Raw genomic sequence first — 16615 nt, 5'->3', positions numbered from 1 at the left:
TGCGGGACGCTATGGCGCCGATAGCCAAAGCCCTTGCGCATCACGTCCCCACGCTCCCGAATTCCCTCTATAGAACATGAACGAAGGCCACCCCGTCCAGGCCCTGTGGTGCGACCCCGCCGACGGCGTCGTCGCGCGCATCGTCCGCACGCTCGCCGAGCGCCGGCTGCACGCCGCGCGCACCGTGGTGCTGGTGCCCTACGCGCAATTGATGGGCGTGGCCCGCGCCATGTGGGCGCGTTGCGGCAGTCCCGGCTTCGTGCCGCGCTTCGAGACCACGCACAACTGGGCGCGCAGCGCGGGCGGCTTCGTGGCCACCGGCTACGACATCGCACATGACATGGCGCGCGACCTGGTCACCGCGCAGGCGCTGCTTTCGCAGTCCGGCTTCGCCGCAGAACGCTTCGCCCTGGCCGGCCGCGTGGTCGAGCTGGCCTACCAACTGGCACCGCTGGCCGCGGCCGTGACGCCCGAGGAACGCGTCGGCGCCTGGGCGCAGCGTGCGGCGGGCGTGGCCGAGGCGGGCAGCGAGTCGGAGTGGTTCCGCACCGAAAGCGCGCTGATCCGCATCGCGGTCGCGTGGGTCTCCACCTCGGGCTACGCCACCGACGTGCTGCTGCGCGACTCGACGCGTGCGCAGGTCGATGCATTGATCGTGCTCGAAGGCTTCCAGACCGATCCGCTCACCCAGTCGCTGTGCGCGCTGTGGGGTGACGACGCGCTGCGTTTCTCGCTCGTGCCGGCAGCCGCCCCTGTGCAACCCGCGGCGTTCCACGAGGCGCTCGACCCTGAGGACGAAGCCCAGCTCGCCGCCGCCTGCGTGCTGCGCCACCTGGCCGAAGACCGCGCCCCCGTCGCGCTGATTGCCACCGATCGCGCGCTCACCCGCCGCATCAACGCCCAGTTGGCCGCGCAAGGCGTCGTCACGCACGACGAGACCGGCTGGAAGCTCTCGACCACGCGCGCCGCCGCCACGCTCATGAGCGCATTGCGGGCGTGCGCACACGACGCCGGCAGCGACCAGGTGCTCGAATGGCTCAAGGGCAGCGCCGACGGCGACGCCCCCACCGTGCAAACGCTCGAGGCGCGGTTGCGCCGCGAAGGCCTGCGCGACTGGTCGGCCTGGTGTTCGCTGGTGGCGCGCAGCGAGAAGGCGCAGGACGTCGCGCTGCTGCCCTTCACCGATGCCGTCGAGGCGCGCCGCATGCCCATGGCGCGCGCGCGTCCGCTGGCCGAATGGCTGCAGGCATTGCGTGAACTGCTCGAGGCGGGCGGCCACTGGCAGCTGCTGGTGGACGACTTTGCTGGCGGCAAGGTCATCGGCGCGCTGTGGCTCGATGCCGGCGCGCACGGCGACGACGAAGAATTTCCCGGCGGCCGCCACACGCTGGCCGAGTTCACCGCCTGGGCCCGCGACGTGCTCGAAGACGCCAGCTTCGTGCCGCCCGCCGGCGACCAGGCGCCGCGCGTGGTCGTGCTGCCCCTGTACCAGCTGCTGGGCCGCGCGTTCGGCGCCGTGGTCATTCCGGGGTGCGACGACCGGCGCCTGCCCGCATCGCCCGAGCCGCCGGGCAACTGGAGCGCGGCGCAGCGCATGGAGCTCGGCCTGCCTCTGCGGGAAGTGCTCGAGGCCGCGCAGCGCGCCGCCTGGGCCGCGGCCTTGCGCAACCCGTGCTGCGAGCTGCTGTGGCGCGAGTCCGACGTCACCGGCGAGCCGGTCAGCCCGAGCCCGCTGGTGCAGGCGCTGCGGCTCGACCACCTCCTGACCCCTTCCGCCGACCCGCGCCTGCCGCGCGAGGTGCCCGTGCAGCCGACCGCCTGCCCGCAACCTTCGGGCGCGTTGCTGCCGCTGGAGAACATCTCCACCAGCGTGTACGAAGACCTGCGCCGCTGCCCGTATCGCTTCTTCGCGCTGCGCCAGCTCGGCCTGCGCAGCGCCGACGAGCTCGATGCCGAGGTGGACAAGCGCGACTTCGGCAACTGGCTGCACGCCGTGCTGGGCCACTTCCACGAGGCGCTGATCGAAACGCCGACCCAAGGCGCGCAAGAGCGCCTCGCGCTCATCGAGGCCGCCGCGCAGCGCGCCACGCGCGAGATGGCGCTGTCCGACGCCGAGTTCCTTCCCTTCGCCGCGGCATGGCCCGCGGTGCGCGACGGCTACCTCGGCTGGCTCACGGGCCACGAGGCGAACGGCGCCGTCTTCGTCGAGGCCGAACCCTGGAAGGAGCAGGCGCTGGGCAACCTGCGGCTGATCGGCCGGCTCGACCGCATCGACCGCATGCCCGACGGGCAGGCCTTCGTCATCGACTACAAGACCGAGTCGTCGTCGGTGACCAAGGAGCGCGTCAAGGACCCGACCGAAGACACGCAGCTCGCGTTCTACGCCGCGCTGGTGGCCGACGACACCTTGCGCGCGGCCTACGTGAACGTGGGCGAGAAGTCTTCCGGCACGCAGACCGTCGAGCAGCCCGCCGTGGTCGAGGCGCGCGACGCGCTGGTGGCCGGCATCATCGAAGACTTCTCGCGCATCGCGCAGGGCACGGCCTTGCCCCCGCTGGGCGAGGGCGCCGTGTGCGACTACTGCGCGGCACGCGGCCTGTGCCGCAAGGACTTCTGGGAACTCTCGAAATGAACGGCGCCGCCTATGAACACAACGGCCGCCACGTCGCGCGCGAGGCCTTCTACACCGTCGCCTGCGATCCGCGCCGCTCGGTGGCCGTCGAGGCCTGCGCCGGCGCGGGCAAGACCTGGATGCTGGTGTCGCGCATCCTGCGTGCCTTGCTGGAGGAGGGCGATTCCGCCTGCGAGCCGCACGAGATCCTGGCCATCACCTTCACCAAGAAGGCGGCTGGCGAAATGCGCGAGCGGCTCGACCAGTGGCTCGAAGATTTCGCGGAGCGCACGCCCGAAGAACTGGTGCGCGAGCTGGTGATTCGCGGTGTCGAACCGGCTGCCGCCGCCGCCGCGGTGCCGCGCCTGAAGGGCCTCTACCGGCGCTTGCTGGAAGGCGGCAGGCCCGTGCAGTTCCGCACCTTCCACGCCTGGTTCGCGGGCCTGCTGCGCAACGCGCCGCTCGCGGTGCTCCGTGAACTGGGCCTGCCTTCGAACTACGAACTGCTCGAAGACGATGCCGAAGCGCGCGGCCACACGTGGCGCCCGTTCTTCGAAGCCGTGACCGCCGACAGCGGCGCGCTGGCCGACTACTACGCCGTAGTCGCCACGCACGGCCGCTCGCAGACCGCCAAGGCCCTGGGCGAGGCGCTGTCCAAGCGCGTGGAGTTCTCGCTGGCGGACGCTGAAAACGCCGTGCAGCACTTCAGCGCGTTCTATCCTTCGCTCGAAGGGCTGCAAGAGCCGACCGACGCGCTGCGCGGCGAGCCGGTGCGCCGCCGCTGGCTGGACCGCGCCGCCGCGCTCGGGCGCGAGTCGAACAAGACGCCGCAGAAGGCCGCCGAAGCCATCATCGACGTGTTCGGCACGGGCGAGCCCGCGGCCGAATCGCTGCCGGCCGCGCTTGCGCTGTTGCGCAAGAGCTTCTTCGTCGCGACCGAAGACCGGCTCAACAAGAACCTGCAGAAGTTCCCGGCCGCCCAGGAGGCCGAGGCCGAGCTGCAGGTGCTGTGCGGCGCGCAGGCGCAGCACGCCGCCTGGCTTTACCAGCAGCGCATGACGCGCCTCACGCGCTTGCTGATCGCCGCCTTCGCAGACGTCAAGCGCGCCCACGGCTGGGTCGACATGAACGACGTCGAGCAGGCCGCGCAGCTGCTGCTGGGCCAGTCGGCGCTGTCGGGCTGGGTGCAGGAGCGGCTGGACGCACGCATCGCGCACCTGCTGATCGACGAGTTCCAGGACACCAACCCGCTGCAGTGGCAGGCGCTCTACGGCTGGCTCAGCGCCTACGTGGGCGCGGGCAGCAGCGCGCCGCGCGTGTTCATCGTGGGCGACCCGAAGCAGAGCATCTACCGCTTCCGGCGGGCTGAGCCGCAGGTGTTCATCGCCGCGAAGAAGTTCGTGCGTGAAGGCCTGGGCGGCGAGCTGCTGAACTGCGACCACACGCACCGCAACGCACGCGGCGTGGTCGGGCTGGTCAACACGGCCATGCTGGCCGCGCAGGACGCCGGCGAGTTCGACGGGTACCGCGCCCACACCACCGAGCGCGGCGACGAGGGCGAGCTGCTCAGGCTGCCGGCCATCGAGCGCGACGCACTCGGCGACAGCGCCGCCGCACCGGCCGACGACGGCATGCTGCACTGGCGCGACAGCCTGGTCACGCCGCGCGTGCTGCCCGAGGAGCAACTGCTGCAGAAAGAATGCGAGCAGGCCGCGCAATGGGTCGCGCAACGCATCGCCGACGGCACGCCGCCGCGGCAGATCATGGTGCTGGCGCGCCGCCGCAGCCGGCTCTCCGCCATGCAGGACGCGCTGCGCCAGCGCCACATTCCCGTGCAGCAGCCCGAGAAGAACGAGCTGTACGACGCGCCCGAGGTGCAGGACGTGGTCGCGCTGATCGACGCGCTGGTCTCTCCCGCGCACGACCTGTCGCTGGCGCGCGCGCTCAAGTCGCCCGTGTTCGGCATCGACGACGAGGCGCTCGTGCAGCTGGCGTTGCGCCAGCGTGAGCGCGGCATGGTCAGCTGGTTCGCGTTGGTGCAGAAAGACGAGAGCCTGCCGCCGGTGCTCATCGAAGCAGGCGTCAAGCTGAAGAAGTGGCAACGCTGGCTGATGACGCTGCCGCCGCACGATGCGCTCGACGCCATCTTTCACGACGGCGACCTGCTCGCCAGGTTCGGCGCGGCGGTGCCCGCCACGATGCGCCAGGGCGCGCTGGCCAACCTGCGCGGCGTGCTGACGGCGTCGCTCGACATCGACGGGGCGCGCTTCGTCACGCCCTACGCGCTGGTGCGCGCGCTGCGTGCCGGCGGCGTGCGCGCGCCGAACGTGGCCGCGCCCGACGCGGTGCAGCTGCTGACCGTGCACGGCGCCAAGGGCCTCGAAGCCAACACCGTGCTGATGCTCGACTGCGACGCCCCGCCGCCGCGCGCCCAGACCATGGGTGTGCTGGTCGAATGGAAGGGCAGTGACAGCGCGCCCACGCGCTTCGTGTTCCTCGCGAGCGAGAAGACGCCGCCGGCCTGCGCGGCCTCGCTGCTCGAGGAAGAGCAGCGCGCGCGGCACCGCGAGGAACTCAACGGCCTCTATGTGGCGACCACCCGGGCGCGCGAGCGACTGGTGCTGTCGTCGGTGCGGCCCGCGCGCGCGAACGAAGGCAGCTGGTGGGCGCGGCTGGAGCCGCTGTGCGAACCCACCGAGGCCGACGAGCCGTTGGTCGCATTGCCGACGGAAGCCGGCGCCGCCACGTTCACGATGAAGCAGATGCCCGCGGCGCCCGTGGCCGTGTCCGATGCGCCAGCGGCGACTGCGAAGAAAGCCGTCGACACCACCGTCGATGCGCGCGCCGCGGCCTTCGGCCAGGCCATGCACCGGCTGCTCGAATGGGCCGTGCCCGGCGAGGCGCTGCCGGCGGCGCACGTGCGCGCCGCGGCCCGCGAGTTCATGCTCGACGCCCAGCAGGCACGCGGTGCCGCGGCGCTGGCCCAGCGCATCCGCGCGGGCGAGGGCGCCTGGGTGTGGGACGATCGCAGGGTCGACTGGCATGGCAACGAAGTCACGCTGGTGCATGAAGGAGAAACCCTGCGCATCGACCGCCTGGTGCGCGAGCGCGACGGCGGCGCCTGGTGGATCCTCGACTACAAATCCGCGGCGCGCCCCGAACGGGATGCCGCGCTGATCGCACAGATGCAGCGCTACCGCGCCGCAGTGCAACATGCCTACCCCGGTGCCACGGTGCGCGTCGCGTTCCTGACCGGGCAGGGCGAACTGGTAAATCTTGAATGACTGTTTCCCCTACCGTTGCCGTGATCGGCGGCGGACCCGCCGGCCTCATGGCGGCCGAAGTACTGGGCGCCTCCGGCGCGCAGGTGCATGTGTACGACGCGATGCCCTCGGTGGGCCGCAAGTTCCTGCTGGCCGGGCGCGGCGGGTTGAACCTCACGCACTCCGAGCCCTTCGATGTGTTCATGAGCCGCTTCGGCGAGCGGCGCGCCCAGCTGGAGCCGATGCTCGCGCAGCTGGGCCCGCAGCAGGTGCGCGACTGGGCCGCCGGCCTGGGCGTGGAAACCTTCGTTGGCACCTCGGGGCGTGTGTTTCCGACCGACATGAAGGCCGCGCCGCTGCTGCGTGCCTGGCTGCAGCGGCTGCGCGCGGCCGGGGTGCAATTTCACATGCGTCATCGCTGGCAGGGCGACGGCACGCTGGACCTGGGCGCGCTGCGCTTCGCGACGCCGGCTGGCGAGGTCATGGCCAAGGCCGATGCCGTGGTGCTGGCGCTGGGCGGCGCGAGCTGGGCGCGGCTGGGCTCCGATGGCGCCTGGGCGCCCTGGCTGCAAGCCCAGGGCGTGGACGTGGCGCCGCTGCTGGCCGCCAATTCAGGCTTCGACGGCGCGGGCTGGAGCGAGCATTTCTCCAGCCGCTTCGCCGGGCAACCTTTCAAGTCGGTCGCCGTTTTGTTCACCGACAGCCAGGGCCGGCACTTTGCGCGCAAGGGCGAGTTCGTGGCCACGGCGACGGGCATCGAAGGCAGCCTGATCTATGCCGCGTCGGCGCTGCTGCGCGACGAGATCGCCGCGAACGGCAGCGCCACGCTGCTGCTCGACCTCCTGCCCGACCGCAGCGCCGAACAGGTGCTGGCCGCGGTGACGCATCCGCGCGGTGCCCGTTCCTTGAGCAGCCACCTGAAGAGCCGGCTCGGGCTCGAAGGCATCAAGGCCGGCGTCCTGCACGAAGCCCTGGGCCGCGAGGCGATGCAGGACGCCGCGCAGCTGGCCGCCACGATCAAGGCCGTGCCGCTGAAGCTGGTCGCCACGCGGCCGGTCGACGAAGCCATCAGCACGGCCGGCGGCGTGCGTTTCGACGCGCTCGATGCCCGGCTCATGGCCAACGCGCTGCCGGGCGTGTTCGTGGCGGGAGAAATGCTGGATTGGGAAGCGCCGACCGGCGGCTACCTGCTCACGGCGTCGATGGCCAGCGGTGCCGCGGCGGCGCGCGGTGCCATGCAGCAACTGGGACTTTGACGTTTAGGCGCTTTCGCGCGGGTCGTTGATCCGCTGAAACCGTCGCCTACGGCGAAGAAGGACGCGCCGAGCCTGAATCTTGATGCGCCGTGGGCACCGTGGACGAGATGGCGCGTCCCACCATGTGCTCGGCCAGCGTGTCGTACAGCGGGCGGCTGATCATCCGGGAGACCAGGCTGGCCAGCATGGCGGCGGCCATCAGGCTCAGCACCATCGAATGGCCGTCGACCATCTCCATCACGATGATGAAGGCGGTCAGCGGCGCCTGGGTCACGGCCGCCAGGAAGCCGGCCATGCCCATCGCGATGAGCGCCGGCCCCAGGTCGCTGCTGGCCAGCCGGGCGACGAGGTCGCCGATGCCCGCGCCGATCGACAGCGAAGGCGCGAAAATGCCGCCCGGCACCCCGCACCAGGCCGTGAGCCATGTGGCGACGAACTTCAGCAAGGTGTACAGCGGCGTGAGTTCGTCGTGCCCCTGCAGCATCTGCTTGACCGCCTCGGAGCCCGCGCCGAAGGTGACGCCGCCCGTTACCAGGCCGATGACCGCTACCGCCAGCCCGCCGACGGCCGCGAAGCGCACCGGAAACCGCGCCCGCCAGCGGTTGAAGCGCCCGGGCGTGCCGGTCAGCGAGGCGATCAGCAGCCGCGCGAACAGGCCGCCGGCCGCGCCGCTCAGCAGCGTGACCAGCAGGCCGGGGCCCAGGGCGTCCCAGCCCAGCCGGGGTACGCGGATCACGCCGAAATAGCTGGCATTGCCGAAGGCCGACACCGCCACCAGGCCGGCCAGCACGATGGCTGTGATGATCAGGCCGCTGGAACGCGCCTCCAGCCGGCCCGACAGTTCCTCGATGGCGAAGACCACGCCCGCCAGCGGCGCATTGAACGCGGCCGCGATGCCAGCGGCCCCGCCGGCCACCAGCAGCGCACGCGCGTCGATGGTGGTGCCGGGCGAGAGCCAGCGCCTCGCGTGCTGCATCACGCCGGCCGCCACCTGCACCGAAGGGCCTTCGCGCCCGATCGACAGGCCGGCCGCGAAACCGGCCGCGCCCAGCCCGATCTTGGCGAGCGTGAGCCGCAGCGAGGCGAACATGAAACGCCGTTCTTCGGGCAGCTCGGGGTGCAGCGCCGCCTTGATCTGCGGAATGCCCGAACCGCCCGCGCCAGGAAAGAAGCGCAGCGTCGCCCAGACGATGCCGGCTGTGATCAGCGGCGTCGTCAGCAGCACGGCCCAGGGCCAGGCACGGTAGAAACGATGGAACTGGCCGAAGACCCAGTCGCTGGCGTAAGTGAAGCCGACAACGAAAATGCCGGCCGCGATGGCGTAGCCGAGCACGATGGCGCGGTCGAGCCAGACGCGGCCGCCGCGCAGCTCGGCGCGCAGGTGTTCGAGGAAATCCGGCTCTCGGTTCATACCGCGGCCAGTTTACGCAGGCACCGGAGCGATGCCGCCTTGAAGTTCATGGCGGGTTCGATGGAGACTGGAGAGGAGGGGCTTTGCGAGCCCCTGGAGGCGCGCAAGTTGCAGGGAACTTGCGGCTTTTCTGATGTTAGGTTGACGAGCCTTACCCCTGGCACTGACTACGCAGTTAGGGCTGCTTGGTTCCCCACCTGACCCGGTTGGCCACTTCACCATGCAGGGAGGCCCGTCAGCCTGCATTCTAACCACGAGACTTCGGCCATTCCGTCGCGCCGGGCCAACCCCCTGCGCCGAGGCGGGACAAGCGCGCAGGACGGTCGCGCATCGTCTGCAAGGAAAAGAAAAAAACGAAAAAGGAAAGGGTTTGCGTTTGTTGCCGCGCGGGCCGGAAGGGTGTCCCGTGCCTTTTAGAATGCCCGCAATGTCCTATCTCGTGCTCGCCCGCAAGTTCCGCCCGAAAACCTTCGCCGAGATGGTCGGCCAGGGGCACGTGGTGCAGGCGCTCGAGAACGCGTTGACCACGCAGCGCCTGCATCACGCCTACCTGTTCACCGGCACGCGGGGCGTGGGCAAGACCACCGTGTCGCGCATCCTGGCCAAGTCGCTCAATTGCCAGGGGCCGGACGGGCAGGGCGGCATCACCGCCACGCCCTGCGGTGTCTGCCAGGCCTGCCGCGACATCGACTCGGGCCGCTTCGTGGACTACACCGAGCTCGACGCGGCCTCCAACCGCGGCGTGGACGAGGTCCAGTCGCTGCTCGAGCAAGCCGTCTACAAGCCGGTGCAAGGGCGCTTCAAAGTCTTCATGATCGACGAAGTGCACATGCTCACGAACACCGCGTTCAACGCGATGCTCAAGACGCTCGAGGAGCCGCCCGAGTACCTCAAGTTCGTGCTGGCCACCACCGATCCGCAGAAGGTGCCGGTCACGGTGCTGTCGCGCTGCCTGCAGTTCAACCTGCGGCCGATGGCGCCCGAGACGGTGCTCGAACACCTCACCAGCGTGCTGCAGACCGAACAGGTGCCGGCCGAGCAGCAGGCGCTGCGCCTGCTGGCGCGCGCGGCGCGCGGCTCGATGCGCGATGCGTTGTCGCTCACCGACCAAGCCATCGCCTTCGGCAACGGCGAGCTGCTCGAAACGGGTGTGCGCCAGATGCTCGGCAGCGTCGACCGCGGCCATGTGTTCAAGCTGATCGAGGCGCTGGCGCAGGGCGACGGCAAGACGGTGGTCGAGACCTCGGAGGCGCTGCGCGTCGACGGCATGTCTGCAGCCTCCACGCTGGAAGAAATGACGGCGGTGCTGCAGGCCATGGCCGTGCTGCAGGCCGTGCCCTCGCGGGCGGAGTCGGCCGATTCGGCCACCGACCCCGACGCGGCCGACACGGCCCGGCTCGCCACGCTGATGCCGGCCGACGAAACGCAATTGCTCTACAGCCTCTGCCTGCACGGCCGCGGCGAGCTGGGCCTGGCGCCCGACGAGTACGCGGCGCTGACCATGGTGCTGCTGCGGCTGCTGGCCTTCAAACCCTCCAACGCGGCTGCTGCGACGGCCTCCACGGAAAAAAAAACTCTGAATGAAGCTGCGGCCGCTGCGCCGCGAGCGCCGGTGGCCGCTCCCGCACCAGCGCCGGTGGCCGTAACGCCGAAGCCGCCTGTGCAGGCCCCTGCAGCAGTCGCTCCCGCACCCGTTGCACCTGCCGCGCCGGTCGCACCCATCGCATCCGCTGCGCCCTCCGCACCGACGCCTCCCCTCAACCAGGCCCCCGCCGGCCAACGCCTCGCAGTCGTCGACGAGCCACGCCACGCCGACCCCCGCCCGACCCCCACGGACAGTACCTCCGCCAAGGTCGTCGGCGTCCCGATTCGCGTGCAACCGCCGCCGGGCGCGCGTGACGAGCCTCATGCCCAGGGGCAGCGCGCGCCTTTCGTTCCCATTCCCCCCAGCGAAGACGGCGACTTCTGGTACGCCACGGTCACGCAGCTGGTCGCGTCCGAAGCCATCGCGGCGCTGGCGCGCGAACTCGCGCTGCAGTCGCAGCTGGTGGGGCGCGACACCGACCAGTGGATGCTGCGCATCGAGCGCGAAACGCTCAACCAGCCCTCCAGCCGCGAAAAGCTGACGGCGGCGCTGAACAACATCGGCCACGACGTCAAGCTGTCCATCGAGATCGGCAGCGTGGTCGACAGCCCCGCGCGGCGCAACAAGCACGCGGCCGAAGAGCGCCAGCGCGTGGCCGAGGACGCCATCCTGAGCGACCCCGAAGTGCAGGCGCTGATGCGCGACTTCGATGCGAAGATCGTTCCCGGCACGCTGAAGCCGGTCTGAGCGCAGGTCGCTCCAGCCTCTCTTATCCTTCCCCCGTTTTTCAACCCATCTCAACCGATCAGGACCACACGATGTTCAACAAAGGACAACTCGCCGGCCTCATGAAGCAGGCGCAGGCAATGCAGGACAACCTCAAGAAGGCCCAGGAAGAACTGGCGCACATCGAGGTCGAAGGCGAGTCCGGCGCCGGCCTCGTCAAGGTCGTCATGACCTGCAAGCACGACGTCAAGCGCATCACCATCGACCCCAGCCTGCTGGCCGACGACAAGGACATGCTCGAAGACCTCGTGGCCGCCGCCTTCAACGCCGCCGTGCGCAAGGCCGAGGAAACCAGCGAGCAGAAGATGGGCAAGCTCACGGCCGGCATGCCCGGCCTGCCGCCCGGCATGAAGCTCCCGTTCTAAGCGCTGCATGGCAGACGCGAGTTCGCTCGACGCCCTGGTCGATGCGCTGCGCCGCCTGCCGGGCGTCGGCGTCAAGTCGGCCTCGCGCATGGCATTCCACCTGCTGCAGCACGACCGCGACGGCGCGCAGCTGCTCGCGCGCGCATTGCAGCAGGCCGCGGGCAACGTGCGGCATTGCCAGCTCTGCAACACCTTCACCGAAGCGCCCATCTGCAATGTCTGCATGGACTCGCGGCGCGACGGCACCAAGCTCTGCGTGGTCGAGACGCCGGCCGACCAGGCCGCGCTGGAGCGCACGGGCGCCTTCCGCGGCTACTACTTCGTGCTCATGGGCAAGCTCAGCCCGCTCGACGGCATCGGGCCCAACGACATCGGCCTGCAGAAGCTGTTCGACCGCGCACGCGACGGCACGGTCAGCGAGGTGATCCTGGCCACCAATTTCACCGCCGAGGGCGAAGCCACCGCGCACGTGATCGGCGAGGCGCTCAAGCAGCACGGCCTCACCGTGACGCGGCTCGCGCGCGGCGTGCCCGCGGGCAGCGAGCTCGAGTACGTCGACCTCGGCACCATCGCGCACGCGCTGGTCGACCGCAGGTAGGCCGCGGCCGGGCCACGACCAAGCCAACTGCACCCCATGACCTTCTCATTGCTCACCGTCGCCTACTGGTGCGTGTTCGTCGCCTGCGGCCTGCCGTACCTCTCGGCGTGGATCGCCAAGGCGGGCAGCTTCGGCCCGCGCGACAACCAGCATCCGCGCGACTGGGCCGCCAGGCAGAGCGGCTGGCGCGCACGCGCCAACAGTGCGCAAGCGAACAGTTTCGAAGGCCTGCCTTTCTTCATCGGCGCGGTCCTCATCGCGCACCAGCTTGGCGCGGCGCAGTCGCGCCTCGACATGCTGGCTGTGGCCTACGTGGTGCTGCGCGCGATCTACATCGCGCTGTACATCAAGGGTGTCGGCAGCGCGCGCAGCGCGGTCTGGGCACTCGCATTCCTGGTGAACATCGCGATACTTTTCCTGGCGCGCTGACGCCGGGGCGAAGGCTTCGCGGCGAGGCCTTCATGCTTACGTGAAAACCCGCACGGGATGACCCCGATGCCGTGGCGTGGTGCGGCCCCTAAGCTCGATTCAGTCCACAGGAATCACAGAGCCCACAGGCACAGCTTCAGGCCACGTCAAAGGCCCCGTTACAGGCCACGTTACAGGCACCGTTCATGCTCCATCGCCGCGCCCTCATTTCAGCCTCCGCCATCGCCGCCGCAACCATCGCGTTGCCGCGTGTCTTTGCGCAGCAGGCGAAGCTGGAGAAGACCAGGATCTCCATCGCGGTCGGCGGCAAGGCGGCGTTCTACTACCTGCCGCTCACCATTTCGGAGCAGCTCGGCTACTTCAAGGCCGAAGGGCTCGACGTCGAGATTTCCGACTTCGCCGGCGGCGCGCGCGCCCTGCAGGCGGTGGTGGGTGGCTCGGCCGACGTGTGCTCGGGCGCGTACGAGCACACCATCAACCTGCAGGCCAAGAACCAGATCTTCCAGGCCTTCGTGCTGCAGGGCCGCGCACCGCAGATCGCCGTGGGCGTGTCGACCAAGAACATGGCCGGCTATACCGGCATCCAGGACCTGAAGGGCAAGAAGATCGGCGTCTCGGCACCGGGCTCGTCGACCAACATGGTCGCCAACCTGGTGCTCTCGCGCGGCGGGTTGAAGGCCAGCGACGTGAGCTTCATCGGCGTGGGCGTGGCCGCGGGCGCGCTCACTGCGCTGCGCTCAGGGCAGATCGACGCCATCAGCAACACCGACCCGGTGATGACCATGCTAGAGCAGAAGGGCGACGTGAAGATCATCAGCGACACGCGCACCCTCAAGGGCACGCAGCAGGTGTTCGGCGGCACGATGCCCGCGGCCTGCCTGTACGCCTCGGCCGATTTCATCCAGAAGAACCCCAACACCTGCCAGGCGCTGGCCAATGCCATCGTGCACGGCCTGAAATGGCTGCAGACGGCTGGGCCCGGCGACATCATCAAGACGGTGCCCGAGACCTACCTGCTCGGCGACCGCGCGCTGTACCTGGCGTCTTTCGACAAGGTGCGCGAATCGATCGCCACCGACGGCCTGGTGCCGGCCGACGGCCCCAAGACCGCGCTCACCGCCATTGCCAGCTTCGACACCAGCGTGAAGGCCGACAAGATCGACCTCGCCAAGACCTACACCAACGATTTTGCTAGGCGCGCGAAAGACAGGTTCAAAGCCTGATTCCGAACGTCCCCGCGACCCGGCCTTGGCCGGGTTTTTTCTTCCTCCCGCGACGATGCACGACCACGCTCTCGAACTCCTGGACATCAGCTGCACCTTCCACTCGAAGGACGACCCCGGCCAGCGCTACACGGCGGTGGCCGACACCACGCTGCGCATCAAGGCGGGCGAGTTCGTCTCGGTGGTGGGGCCCACGGGCTGCGGCAAGTCGACCTTGCTGAACGTGGGCGCTGGCCTGCTGGCGCCTTCGTCGGGCAGCGTGAAGGTGTTCGGCAAGACGCTCGACGGCGTGAATGCGCGCGCGGGCTACATGTTTCAGACCGAGGCACTGATGCCGTGGCGCAGCGCCATCGACAACGTGATGGTGGGCCTGCAGTACCGCGGCGTGCCCGATGCCGATGCGCGCGCGCTGGCCCAGGCGTGGCTCTCGCGCGTGGGGCTCTCGGGCTTCGGCGACCGCTACCCGCACCAGCTCTCGGGCGGCATGCGCAAGCGCGTGGCGTTGGCGCAGACGCTGGTGCTCGACCCCGACATCATCCTCATGGACGAGCCCTTCAGCGCACTCGACATCCAGACGCGCCAGCTGATGGAAAACGAGGTGCTCGAACTCTGGAGCGCGCCGAGCGAAGGCCGCCGGGCCGCCCCAAGGGCGGAGCCTACCCCCTCGGGGAGCGAGCGCGCAGCGCCCGGGGGCTCACAAGGTCGCAAGGCCGTGCTTTTCATCACGCACGACCTCGACGAGGCCATTGCCATGAGCGACCGCGTGGTGGTGCTGTCGGCCGGGCCGGCCACGCACCCCATTGGCGAGTTCGCCATCGACCTGGCGCGCCCGCGCGACGTGGCCGAGGTGCGCACGCAGCCGCGCTTCGTCGAGCTGCACACGCAGATCTGGGAGGTGCTGCGCGACGAGGTGCTCAAGGGCTACGCGCAGCAACTCCGGAAGGCCGCGTGATGAGCCGCCCTGGCCGCTTGGGTCTGAACGAGCGCAACGCGCGCTTCTGGCAACTGGCGTTGCTGGTGGTCATTCTGGTGGCGTGGCACGTGGCTTCGCGCAACCAGCAGTTCGCCTTCTTCCTCGGCGAACCCATCCAGGTGGCGGGGCGCATCTGGAGCTGGTTCCTGCCGTTCGAGGTGCCGGCCAACGCGCTCTTTCCCGAAGGGCTGAAGGGCAACGCCGACATCTACCTGCACCTGGGCACCACGCTGCTGGAAACGGTGCTGGCCTTCGGCATCGGCACGGTGATGGGACTGGCCTGCGGGCTGTGGCTGGCGCTGGCGCCCACGGCCAGCCTCATCCTCGACCCCTACATCAAGGCCGCCAACTCGATGCCGCGCGTGATCCTGGCGCCCATCTTCGCGCTGTGGTTCGGCCTGGGCATCTGGAGCAAAGTGGCGCTGGCGGTCACGCTGGTGTTCTTCATCGTGTTCTTCAACGTGTACCAGGGCGTGCGCGAGGTCAGCCCGGTGGTGCTGGCCAACGCGAAGATGCTGGGCGCCAACCAGCGCCAGCTGCTGCGCACCGTGTACCTGCCGAGCGCCACCAGCTGGGTGTTCTCCAGCCTGCACACCTCGGTGGGGCTGGCCTTCGTGGGGGCGGTGGTGGGCGAGTACCTGGGGTCGGCGCGCGGCGTGGGCTACCTCATTCTCCAGGCCGAGGGCACCTTCGACGTGAACACCGTGTTCGCCGGCATCGTGGTGCTCACGGCCTTCGCGCTGGTGCTCGACGGCATCGTGGGGCTGGTCGAGAAGCGCCTCATGAAGTGGCAACCCCGCACCGGCGAGACAGAGAAGCTGTAGCGCGCCCGGCCGCCGTGGCCCGGCGCTTGCGTGCGATGATCCCGCGCGGCGACCAGAGCGCCGCAACGAATCCACAGGGGTAAACAATGAGCCAGGACCACAAGCGGGCCACGACCTTGCGTTCGCGCGACCAGGCGGCCAGGGTGTCGAACGAGGAGCTGTTCTTCGACCTGGTCTACGCGTTCTCGGTCACGCAGCTCTCGCACTATCTTCTGGACCACCTCACGCTGCTGGGCGCGCTGCAGACGCTGGTGATGTGGTTCGCGGTATGGCTAGGCTGGCAGTACACGGCCTGGACCACCAACTGGTTCAACCCCGGCACGCTGCGCATCCGCGGCGTGCTGTTCGCGATCATGCTGCTGGCCATGGTGATGGCCTCGGCGCTGCCCGGCGCCTTCGGCGAGCGCGGGCTGGTGTTTGCGCTGTGCTTCGTGGGCATCCAGGCGGGGCGCACCTTGTGCATGCTGATTGCCATCGGCCCCAACGACCCGCTCACGCCCAACTTTCGGCGCCTGCTGGCGTGGAACTGCGTGGCCGGCGCGTTCTGGATCGCGGGCGGTTTCGCCGACGGGTCGCTGCGGCTCGCGCTGTGGTTCGGCGGCGTGCTGTGCGAGTACATCGCGCCGATGATCGGGCTGCGCTTTCCGGGCCTGGGGCGCTCGTCGACCAGCGACTGGACCGTGGACGGCGGCCACCTCGCCGAGCGCTGCCAGCTGTTCGTGATCGTCGCGCTGGGCGAGTCGGTGCTGGCCACCGGCATCGCCTTCGGGCACCACGCCGAGTGGCATGCCGCAGACCTGTTCGCGCTGCTGGTCGGTTTCGCGGGCAGCCTGGCGATGTGGTGGATGTACTTCGACACCAGCGCCAAGGAGGCATCGCATGTCATCGAGCATTCGAGCGACCCGGGCGGCATCGGCGCCAAGTTCCACTACACGCACGTCATCCTGGTGGCCGGCATCATCGTGTGCGCCGTGGCCGACGAGCTGACCATCGGCGAGGGCGGGCATCACGCCGAGCTCAAGTACCTGGGCGCGCTCATCGGCGGGCCGGCGCTCTACCTGTTCGGCAATGCGCTGTTCAAGCGCGTGGTGCGCGGCTTCACGCCGCAGTCGCACCTGTACGGGCTGGGGCTGCTGGCCGTGCTGGCGGTGTACGTGGTGTTCGTGTCGCACCTGACGGTGATGGCGGTGGGCACGCTGACCACGCTCATCATGATCGCCGTGGCCGCGCTCGAAGCGGTGGTTCGGCGCAGGGCGCTGGCCGCGCAGGCGCACTGACACCGCAGGGGTGT

Annotated in this window: 12 protein-coding genes and 1 other RNA gene; 11 read left to right on the top strand and 2 right to left on the bottom strand. The window is 69.7% G+C overall.

The features are described from left to right. Positions 1-76: 76 nt before the first annotated feature. The 3 genes from QTI51_RS10735 to QTI51_RS10725 are packed head-to-tail and all read left to right on the top strand — an operon-like array spanning position 77 to position 7130. Positions 77-2632: a PD-(D/E)XK nuclease family protein gene (locus tag QTI51_RS10735; RefSeq protein WP_116907380.1), complete on the top strand. Its 2556-nt coding sequence runs from the start codon at positions 77-79 to the stop codon at positions 2630-2632. Beyond that, the gene (locus QTI51_RS10730) at positions 2629-5895 is read left to right on the top strand and encodes a UvrD-helicase domain-containing protein (RefSeq protein WP_116907381.1); all 3267 of its coding nucleotides are present in this window, start codon (positions 2629-2631) and stop codon (positions 5893-5895) included. Before QTI51_RS10735 ends, QTI51_RS10730 begins: the two co-directional genes overlap by 4 nt. Next, on the top strand, positions 5892-7130 hold the full coding sequence (locus QTI51_RS10725) for a TIGR03862 family flavoprotein (protein WP_116907382.1): 1239 nt from the start codon (positions 5892-5894) through the stop codon (positions 7128-7130). Before QTI51_RS10730 ends, QTI51_RS10725 begins: the two co-directional genes overlap by 4 nt. A 46-nt stretch (positions 7131-7176) precedes the next feature. Here QTI51_RS10725 and QTI51_RS10720 read toward each other — a convergent pair whose 3' ends face one another. Beyond that, positions 7177-8541, bottom strand: a complete 1365-nt coding sequence (locus tag QTI51_RS10720; protein WP_116907383.1) for a chloride channel protein — start codon at positions 8539-8541, stop codon at positions 7177-7179. 140 nt (positions 8542-8681) lie between these two features. Next, positions 8682-8778: signal recognition particle sRNA small type (gene ffs / locus QTI51_RS10715), an RNA gene on the bottom strand. 190 nt (positions 8779-8968) lie between these two features. Here ffs and dnaX point away from each other — a divergent pair. From dnaX to QTI51_RS10675, 8 genes are all read left to right on the top strand, one after another. Beyond that, entirely contained in the window at positions 8969-10873 is a 1905-nt protein-coding gene (dnaX, locus tag QTI51_RS10710; RefSeq protein ID WP_116907384.1) for a DNA polymerase III subunit gamma/tau, read from the top strand. Between the two features lie 71 nt (positions 10874-10944). After that, positions 10945-11277: a YbaB/EbfC family nucleoid-associated protein gene (locus QTI51_RS10705; RefSeq protein ID WP_007836669.1), complete on the top strand. Its 333-nt coding sequence runs from the start codon at positions 10945-10947 to the stop codon at positions 11275-11277. Between the two features lie 7 nt (positions 11278-11284). Further along, complete coding sequence (gene recR, locus QTI51_RS10700; RefSeq protein ID WP_116907385.1) at positions 11285-11875, top strand: recombination mediator RecR; 591 nt, start codon at positions 11285-11287, stop codon at positions 11873-11875. 36 nt (positions 11876-11911) lie between these two features. Beyond that, the gene (locus QTI51_RS10695; protein WP_116907386.1) at positions 11912-12304 is read left to right on the top strand and encodes an MAPEG family protein; all 393 of its coding nucleotides are present in this window, start codon (positions 11912-11914) and stop codon (positions 12302-12304) included. A 185-nt stretch (positions 12305-12489) separates the two neighbouring features. Further along, positions 12490-13527 (top strand): ABC transporter substrate-binding protein, encoded by a 1038-nt coding sequence (locus QTI51_RS10690; protein ID WP_116907387.1) that lies wholly within the window; start codon positions 12490-12492, stop codon positions 13525-13527. A gap of 55 nt (positions 13528-13582) precedes the next feature. After that, entirely contained in the window at positions 13583-14479 is an 897-nt protein-coding gene (locus QTI51_RS10685) for an ABC transporter ATP-binding protein (RefSeq protein WP_116907388.1), read from the top strand. Next, the gene (locus QTI51_RS10680) at positions 14479-15324 is read left to right on the top strand and encodes an ABC transporter permease (protein WP_116907389.1); all 846 of its coding nucleotides are present in this window, start codon (positions 14479-14481) and stop codon (positions 15322-15324) included. The genes QTI51_RS10685 and QTI51_RS10680 overlap by 1 nt, the downstream gene beginning before the upstream one ends. Positions 15325-15410: 86 nt before the next feature. After that, positions 15411-16601 carry a low temperature requirement protein A gene (locus QTI51_RS10675; RefSeq protein WP_116907390.1) on the top strand — a complete coding sequence of 397 codons (1191 nt, stop codon included), beginning with the start codon at positions 15411-15413 and terminating at the stop codon, positions 16599-16601. Positions 16602-16615 lie beyond the last annotated feature (14 nt).

This window comes from Variovorax sp. J22G73 (assembly GCF_030317035.1).
Taxonomy (GTDB): Bacteria; Pseudomonadota; Gammaproteobacteria; order Burkholderiales; family Burkholderiaceae_C; genus Variovorax.
This window is presented reverse-complemented; position numbering and strand designations above follow the sequence as displayed.